At 41.5% G+C, this 9,788-nt stretch carries 4 protein-coding genes; 1 reads left to right on the top strand and 3 read right to left on the bottom strand.

The features are described 5' to 3' along the window. Positions 1-360: 360 nt before the first annotated feature. The 3 genes from MHN32_RS20975 to MHN32_RS20965 all read right to left on the bottom strand — a co-directional run bounded on the left by MHN32_RS20975 (position 361) and on the right by MHN32_RS20965 (position 5,205). Complete coding sequence (locus tag MHN32_RS20975; RefSeq protein WP_239422710.1) at positions 361-1,527, bottom strand: heparan-alpha-glucosaminide N-acetyltransferase domain-containing protein; 1,167 nt, start codon at positions 1,525-1,527, stop codon at positions 361-363. Positions 1,528-1,644: 117 nt separating this feature from the next. Continuing rightward, complete coding sequence (locus MHN32_RS20970; protein WP_239422709.1) at positions 1,645-3,756, bottom strand: TonB-dependent siderophore receptor; 2,112 nt, start codon at positions 3,754-3,756, stop codon at positions 1,645-1,647. 672 nt (positions 3,757-4,428) lie between these two features. Further along, on the bottom strand, positions 4,429-5,205 hold the full coding sequence (locus MHN32_RS20965; protein WP_239422708.1) for a complement resistance protein TraT: 777 nt from the start codon (positions 5,203-5,205) through the stop codon (positions 4,429-4,431). Positions 5,206-5,362: 157 nt separating this feature from the next. Here MHN32_RS20965 and MHN32_RS20960 point away from each other — a divergent pair, with 157 nt between their 5' ends. Continuing rightward, a complete protein-coding gene (locus MHN32_RS20960; RefSeq protein WP_239422707.1) occupies positions 5,363-9,463 on the top strand; it encodes a VWD domain-containing protein in 4,101 nt (1,366 codons plus the stop codon). Positions 9,464-9,788: the final 325 nt, after the last annotated feature.

Genomic DNA, 9,788 nt, shown 5'->3' with positions numbered 1-9,788 from the left:
ATTCGGTAAAACGTGATTTTTTCATAGTTAGTCTCCTGCTTTAATGATTGCAGAAAACTCCAATTATGCATGTCTCATTTTATGGGAAGGTGACAGTATCAACTTCAAAAAGAAGCTATTGAAGAAGCAAATGAAAAGCACTGCTCAAAATTTAACTAATACAAGGTCGGTTTAAGCCATCAGTTCATCAACAGAAATTGATGGCTTTTTTCTTTGTGGCTGTATGCAATCAGAGACTTACACAGGCACCCACCACAATTCGCATCTATATTATGATGGGTGTCTGCTATTCGCTTATTGGCTCTGTCTGCCACCCACTTCGTTTATATAAAAACAACAACTTAAACAGTATTTACATATTTAAAAATACTTTACCCATCGCGCCGATGTTTTCCGTTTATAACCTGCAAACCATTTACATAATGGGTATAAAAGCACGCTTAAAAACATTGCGAATAGCCATATCTGCCAAACATGATAAAAGCCAAAATATGCAGTTTGACTGCTACCATAGTGCTGATTCGTACCAAATAGCCATTGTGCCAATATACTAAGAACAAGTAGCGCGTATAGGTGCGTAATGTAGAAAAACATTGGCGCTGACCCTAATACTCGAACTGGCTCTAATACTCTGAGCGCATTAGTCTCTAAAAACGCTAATACGAATGCACCAACTCCCAAGGTAAGTAAAATAAAATCGAGAGACGGCGGATATTTAGTAAAGTTAAAAAAGTCCATCGTGGTGAGAAGTGTTGTTGCCTGTTGAGACCAATCAAGTGTTTCACCGTATAGATTTAACCCTCTTAAAATCACTAACCCTACTAATAGCGCTGCTCCGCTTTGCAATAAAATGGTTTTACGTGCTTGCGATGACACTGAGCCTGAAAATAAAGGCCCTACCGCATAGCCGCACAAGATAACGCCAATCCAAGGTAAAACCGGATAAGACGCTTTTACGTTAACAACAGCATCTGCGACTAAATAACCTCGGTCATGCAGAATAGTCCAAACGGTATAGCCTATTTCATTCGGTGCAAACTCGATGGGCGACAATAAATTATGACCAGCCACAATACTTACACCCAATATTGCTATCACACTACGAGGTAAAGCGACCATCAGTGCCAATACCACCATACTGACGCCAATTGCCCAAATAACTTGCAAGTACAGTGTTTGATACGCGCCAAACCAAGAAAAATTAACCAGTGTCATTTCAAGTAAAATTAAAAATAGGCCACGCTTTAAAAGAAATGATTGGGCCGACCGCTTCGCACCGTTTGCGGGGTTTTCATACAACCAAGCCGATAAACCTGTCAAAAAGACAAAAATAGGCGCACAAAAATGGGCACTTAAACGGGTAAAATACAACTCTGGACTCGTGGTATGAATGTCCATTGGATCAAGAACTGGTACATGCAAGAAAAACCGCTCTCTCACATGGTCAACCAACATAAATAACATCACGATGCCACGCAGTATATCGATAGAAGACAACCGTGTTTTACTGTTTTGAAGATTATTCATTACACTCTTTCTCGTGTTAAAAACGAAAAAACAGTCCAAGTAAAATGACTCAGACTGTTACTCTCTCGACAAGCAGAAGACTTAAAATATGCTAAGACTTTACGCTCGTATTAGGGATCAAAACTGATACTTCACACTTGCGCTGTATGTTGTAGGTGATCCCGGCATGGTCCATAGTTTGTGATAGGAGTTTTCAAAATAGGTCTTATCAAACAGGTTGTTGATGTCCAGTTTCACACTTACCTTGTCATTTAATTCAACCGATGCCGATAAATTAACTAGCGTATAGGATGGCAAAATGAAGTTTGCGTCTGTTGTTTCGCCCAGACGATCACCCACATAATTCACGGTTGCCCCAAGATAGGATTCTTTTCCTAAAAGTGTGGTGTAATGCTTCAGTGAAACATGACCAATATGGTCTGCAACATTAATCAAACGTGAGCCTTTGGGAATAGGCACGCCCCAGTCTGCATTAATCACATCATTTGCGGTTTTTGCGTCGGTATAAGCATAAGCAAGCGCGAGCACAGTATCGTCGGTTAATTCAGTCGTTAATTGAAATTCAATACCTTGGCTTTCTACTTCGCCCAAGGTTGCCGATAAGCCGGTGTCAGGTTCAGCGGTAAGCATATTGGTTTTTTGCGCATCAAAAAGTGCAATGCTACCCGAGAAACGATCCGCAACACCTTGCCATTTAGCGCCAATCTCAAATGATTTAGTTTCCTCTGGTTCAAACGCATTACGATTAGAATCTAAACCTGGATTTGGCCTAAACCCTTCTGCGTAACTTGTGTACAGATTAACTTTGTCATTCGCGTTATAAATAAAACCCAAGCGTGGCGTAAACTCGGTTTGCTCTTGGCTTTGCGCTTCATCACTACGAAGGTTAAGAATGTCTTGCTCAAATTTATCAACACGGACACCCACTAATACTTTCGATTTTTCGGTCAGTTCGATCAAGTTTTGAGCATAAATACCAAGACCTTTTTGGTTTTCTTCGGTCAACGTTTTTAATACAGGTTCTGGTTGTGTTTGCGTGTAGTCTGGGTTATTTGGGTTAATGCTATAGGTGGTATCGCCCGACCCCCATGCCGTACGCCATACTTTATAATCAGTATCAATGTCAAAATTATAGTGATCAACGCCCACTAGAATGTTGTGCTTTACACTACCTAATTCAATTTCACCACTGAGTTCAATACGCGCAGAAACATCCAAAGCCTGGTAGTCTCGAGCACGTCTTTGACGAGAAAGTAGGCTCTCGTCGGTGTATATCAGCTGTCGACCATCTGATAATTCGGTATCTGAAGATACACCTTTAAATGAAGAATCTCGATAAGCAAACCCGGTGAGTATGTGCCAATCATTGCTTAACTTATGATTTAACACTAACTGATGACCTAAGGCTTCAACTTGGTGCGCACCATCACGAATATCACCATAAAAAGCGTCCGTGTTAACGTCATCAAAGTTATTATTTAGAATATACACACCTCTATCCAACGGCTTTTTCTGATCGAGTACTTCCATTTCATAGCTCAGACTCGTGTCATCAGAAATATTCCACAGTACCGACGGCGATAAGTGCAAGCTATTGATTGAAACATGGTTCCTATGTGTGTCTGAATCTTCATATGCGCCATTTAGTCGATAAGCAGTTTCTTTGGTAGCTGAGTTTGTGTAATCAAATTCAAACTGTTTTTTACTGTAATTACCAAACGTTGCTTGAATATAACCTTGCTCTTCGAACTGAGGCTTTTTGGTAATGATATTGATAGTGCCACCGGGCTCCCCTTGCCCATATAACGCAGAGCCTGGACCTTTCATGACTTCAATGGTTTCGATATTGGCTGTACTTCTATTGCCGTTGTAGCCTCGAGAATTAAAACCATTGACAAGATAACCTGATGGATTATTTTCATCACCCGAGAAACCACGGATAGCAAAGCTATCAAACATGCCTCCAGAGTTATTTTGCCTAACAACACTCGGTGTGAGTTCTAACGCTTCCATAAAGCGAGTAATACTTTCGCTTTCAAGCAGTTCTGAGCTAATGGTATCGACTGCTTGAGGCGTTTGAACTAAAGGTACATTACCACGATAGGGCTGCCGAAACTGTTTAATCTCTATATGCTCTATCTCCCCGTTTGGGCTACGATTTGAAGCTGATTCTTGCGCAGTGGTGCCATTAGCCACCAAAATGAGTGAGAGTAGTAATTTTTTGTTCACTGGTATCTCTATTTTCTGGAATTTAAATTTTGATACAATATAACATACTACCGCGTATTGTTGTTATTTAATAAATTGTCAATTGACGCTTTTTTTGTGTCTTTGGTCGAAAGCTCTCACTTGCTTGAGCGCGCGGCAGTGACACTTGGTAGTATTTTCCTCATGCTGTTTGTGCTGTTACAAGGCGGGAATATATACGGTAAAACGGTGGCATGGTGACACTTTAGCTCAGTGATGCCGAAAGCAAGGTCGGTATTTAATGTGACGAAGTGCCCACCATCACTTCACTTTATTCTCATCACATTCGCTGCAATGAATTTAAGCTTAGCTATGCTAGAAAGGCTACGCAAAAACGTAACCCGTGCACCAAGAGAATAGGCTCGGTTCCCAGCACACCTTTATTTTCTGCATTTGTACGCGCTACTTTTACGTTACACACTAGCCAAATTATTATTAGGCACAAATCATGGGGAATATTTAAGCGTTGACCACTTTGATTGGGGTATTGTATTGGCCTACAAAATGAATTAACCACTAAAAACACGTTGATCCATCACCTTGGTTGCAGTATTTGTAAAAAGCGACCGATAACAGTTAAAAATAGCTGGAAATATAGTATTGGCGCCTCACATCCATGCTAATACTATATTTCCATTATTACCGCACACCTTGCTACAACAGACCCGAAATAGAATTTACTAAACCTTGAACTAGCTTAGGTCGAGCCTCAACAAATTCTAGATTTACTTTATTCGCTGTAGAAACGATCCGTGTTTGATACTTTTTACGGTCGGTCACCTCGTTTGAAGTCACCGATTTATAGCCTGAGTTACCTTGCTTTAGTTTAGCTCTATTACCTTCTTGTACTTCGACACCCGATTTCGCGCGCTCAGAAACCTGTAAGTCAGTAACAATATTAAAATAAACGTCTTCCACCATTGCATCAGCAACAAAGCCCGCAGCTGCGCCAAGCAAGCCAGCAGCAGCTTGTCCTCGACCACTACCAAACTGAACACCAACAATAGCACCCGCTACAGCCCCACCATAGCCTTGGGCTAAAATTCCTCGATTTTCATCAGCGGTTGTTCTGCCAGCTTTGAGAATATTCGCTTGGATCCAAAAGTGCGCTGCATCTGGGTCATTAACAACCTTGTAGCCTTTTGACAATAATGCAGTTTGTATCTCGTGAGCGATGACTAAATCCTGCTTATCCGATGTGTTTCTGAGTTGCAAAAACACTGTGCGCTTGTCCTGACTGACTGGATCTAGAAATATAGAGTCGCTCATTTTAGTTTCAACTCTTAAATCTCGCTTTTTCACCGCAGTGTGCATCGCATTACACCCAGCCAGCTGCACTATCAGAAAGAGCAAACAAAGCAGTAAAGGCAAATTCCAAACGCCTGATATAGATTTTCCTGTAGATTGTTGTGATATAGTGCCGTGTTCCATGTCCATAACCCTTTTGATTTTACTAACACCTAGTTAATTTATTCAATGAACCGATACTGAACAAGGTGGAAATTTCGACCCTGTCTCATGCTGTTTTTTTCACGCATTCTTATTTTTTCAAAGCAACTTGCTCTCGCTCAAATACATAAGGATGGTTATGGATCTACATAAATACATTCCTCTACGCACAACCCTAATTACGTTGTTAACAGGCGCTTTAGTCGCATGTGGTGGGGACTCAGATAACGATATAAATAAACCAACGAACAACCTACCGATTGCTCAAGCAGGAGAAAATCAAACGGTCGATGAAAAGGCAACCGTCACATTACACGGTAGTGGCACAGATAACGATGGGGTGATTAAAAGCTACCAGTGGCAGCAACTTTCAGGCCCCCCAGTTTTGCTATCGGACCAAAGCAACGCAATTTCCTCATTTGTGGCTCCAGATGTCACAGAAAACGAGGAGTTAAGCTTCGAATTAACAGTTATTGATGATGAAGGAGGAAGTGCTACTGATCAGGTAGTTGTCACCGTAAACAACCTGAACAACATAACGATTCAATTGCAAGTACCTCAGAGCATCGCGAAAGGGTCGTGGGCACAATTAAAAGCAGATATATCGAGTGCCGTTGAAATTGACAGCATCGTATGGGAAGAATCAACAGATATAGAGCTTAACATTGATAACGATAAACCTGATTTTGCTTCACTAAAAATCCCTGAAGACTACACTGGAGATAACCTTGAGTTTACGGTCACAGTCTCAGATAAATCGGGCTACTCTACCTCTGCAAGCGCCAATGTAGGAGTTGCTGAAGCAATAGATTTTGTTGACTACACAGGTGACCATGATGAGCAACCGCTTGAAGATGCTGAAGTCATCGCTACATTAGACCCGAGCAGCGAATTGAAGCCGGCAACAAGAGCCGTTGACGGTTACACAACCTTCATCGTTGATGGCCAATCGGGAGTAAAAATTACCCCAGAGATGGGTAGGCTCACACTCACCGCAGGTGCGTTAAGCGACATACAAGTCGGTGATATTATAGTCGGTGTCACCACTGATGGTGACACCGGGTTTATGCGTGAGGTTCTTGATATTAATGGTAATATTTTAACTACCTCGCAAGCACCATTACACAAAGCCTTTCCAGATGCAGACGTTAAACTAGACCTTGTTATCACGAACCAAGCAGCGACACTTAATCAGTCGATTTCAACTGCTAATAATACAGTACAGTCGAGTGTAGATGTTCCTATCTTAACGTTCTCAAGAACGCTGCAACAAAAACTAAGCCCTGAAGTCACGTCTGTTGTAGAACTAAAGATGAACTCAAGCGCTCAGATAGGAATAGAGTTTTCAATTATTCGTGGTGAGGTAACTCACTTTTCTACAATTGCTCAAGCAGATTACCTCACTAATACTTATCTAAAAGCGAACTACAGTTACAAAGGAGGCCTGAACAAAAGCAAGGTATTCAATCCCATTATTAACAAAAATGTTAAGCTATTCGTGGGGCCTATTCCTTTATTTTTAAACGTCAAATTACACCCACAACTTGGCGCTAATGTTATTGTTGCTGGTAAAGCAAATTTAAAGATGGGTATTAGTGCATCAGGAAACTATAGAACCGGATTCAAATATCAAAACGAAAAACTGAGCCCAGCTCACAGCTTTGTGCCTGTCATATCTCAAATTGGACCTGAATACGAACTATCAGGTGAAACATCAGCAAAAGTAAAAGCAGAGCTACAGTTTATGCTTTCTGCTTACGAGTTGTCTGTACCATTACCATTTGGGAATAAGATAGAGTTAGATGGCCCTGGAGCAGGGTTAGCAATGGGCCCATATGCAAAATATGCTGCTAAAGCAAACTACAAAAGCGCAGATCATGAGCCAAATTGTAAACTTGAACTCTCAGTAGGATTAGGAGTTAATGCCAACCTAGATTACGGCTTTGTAGGCGATATTCTTGGGCTGACAAGTAAAGCTAAGAAGAAAAAGATTCCTCTTTATGATTTGGAGCAACCAATTTGGGGCTCTGAAGTATGCCCATTTGAAACTCAATTCAATACGCTTACAGGTGCTATCTCCGACGTTGACGGTAGCCCCATATCAGACGCTGATGTGTCACTAACAAGCGTAAGCACTGGGTTTTCTCAACAATTATCATCCGATACCAGTGGCGCCTTTAGTTCTCCACCACTCGCAGTTGGTGATTATCATGTGATCGCTTCTAAATCGGGTTTTCAACCAGAGCGCATTACAATCACTGTTACCGAGGACACCAACCAACCAGTTCAATTAATTCTGCTCAGTGGTGAGCCCGTAGATGGTAGCAACCCAATTGACGACAACCTAGGCAACCCGCGCAAGCAGGCTCGTGTCACAGGAGACCCAAACTTACGTACGTTTGACGGCTTAAACTATGGATTTAATGGCGTTGGTGAGTATATCTTAGCCAAGTCCAATATCGACACTTTTGAGATTCAGGGCCGTTATGTCGCAGTCCCTGGCAATCAACACGTGTCTTTCAATGCCGCTGTCGCCGCAAATGTCGCAGGAACAAGAGTCACCTTTTACCCCAATGATGAAGGCCTTGCCGTGCTTATTGATGGTCAATTACAAACATTGAATAACGGTGCTAGTGAGTTTTCTAATCAAGCAAGTATCTTTAAACAAAATAATCGTCATTACGAAATAACTTGGCCAGACACCTCATTACTAAAAGTGTATCGGCGGGGTGAGTTTGTCGAGACAGAAGTGCTTTTACCAAACTCTCGTGCAGGCAGCGTTAATGGGTTACTAGGATACTTTGATGGCAACGTCGACAATGACTTAACGGATGCTAACGGCAATCAAATTGAAGACAAAGGTAACTTCAATCAACTTTATGATATTTACGGCAATAGTTGGCGTGTAACATCCGAATCCTCTTTGTTCGACTACTTCAATGATGAGACCCCTGAAAGCTTCGTTGACCTTAACTTTCCACGAACATTGTTAACTCAAGCGAGGTTAGAGGCACAAATTGGTAGTGCGGAATATCAACGGGTTAAAGAATTGTGCCAAAAGTATGTAAGCATAAAAAGCAGGCTTGAAGCATGTATCATAGATGTTGCTTTAACAGGAAACGAAAGCGATTTAAGCGCTTATCGTGCAATTTCGGAGCCAACATCTGAGTTAACATTAAAAGTTCCACCACAAATCACAATATTGTCTCCAACACCTGGCGCAATTTTGAGTAGTAACATCTTAATAGAAGGCAAGATTGAAACAGTTCAATCAAGTATCGCCAAATTATTTATTTCTATAAATGGAGAAGCTAAAAGAGACATTAGCTTTGCGCTTAATAGTGGCAGTTTCGCACTCACTCAACCAGCGGAGTCTTTTGTTCAAGGTGAAAACAACATTATACTCTATGCGACAGATAGTCAGGGGAGCCGAGCAAATTCAATTATTGGTTTTACGTTTGACAGTAACGTCGCACCTGCAGCTGGTGGAGATTTAATCGTATTCAATGATGTCAATATTCTAGATGATGAGCGGATTTACAAAGCTGATAACACGCAATTTGCGAAAAACCTAGCCAGTTTTTCAGGAAACAGCCTCCGTGCCCAAGGTTCTAAAATAGTCCTAGATCGATCTCATGATTCTCGCTGCAGTTGGTCATGCCAATCTATTAATTACCTGTACAGTACTTGGGAAGATTTAGGCTTTGAAGTTATTACATATCAGTCTCTAGAAGATTGGGATCTTGATGACCCACAAATAAAACTTATCGTACTCTGGACTCCACTTAACTCATATTCTCCGGATGAAGTCAGTCGCTTAAAACAATTTGCTGCACAGGGGGGAAGAATTGTATTTGTCGGTGAGCATGAGCTGTTCTATGGGCTAAAAGGCATTGAAGTTGAAAACAACTTCCTTATCAGTATGGGGGCATTTATGCGTAACATTGGAAAAGATGTATACGGCGGCAACCATTATTTTGATGTCGGTGAAGATAACCAACATCAAACAGTTCAGAATGTAGAGACTTTGGTATTCAACAGAGTATCCCTACTCTCTCTCGGTCCAAACGACTACCCCTTGGTGAAGAGTGCCGATGGTTTAGACGTAATAGCAGGAGTTGCACGTATTGATATCAATAATCAACCCAATGAACGCCAACAATATTACTTTATGCTACACCAGAGTAATAAGCCCAAAAACCCGCCATCACCTATCGTAAGTGATCGCTCAACAAACTAAAATAAAGCAGGCCCACTCATGCACAATTTGATGAGTGGGCCATAAAACCTAGCCATAGTTGACTTAATTAGAGACCACAGCTAAACCACCAGACGTTAATAAACCAGAATAACAGGGCTAAATTAAACCTAACTGTTGTATGTGTGTCAAAAAGCGGACGTTCACCTAACTCGTATATGGACAGTTTGGAGTTAGAGCAGAAGGTCGGATTTGTACCAGCAAGAGTCGTTTGGTTACCTAAACATCAACAATTCTTGCTTTATGAAAGCTGACGCTCGGTAACACTTGCAGCAGGGGCGCGACGCGAGGAGCGTCCCTTACCTAC

The sequence above is a fragment of the Pseudoalteromonas sp. Of11M-6 genome (assembly GCF_022347905.1).
In the GTDB taxonomy this organism is placed as follows: Bacteria; Pseudomonadota; Gammaproteobacteria; order Enterobacterales; family Alteromonadaceae; genus Pseudoalteromonas.
Note: the sequence above shows the minus strand (reverse complement) of the source record. Positions and strands in the feature narration are given on the sequence as shown.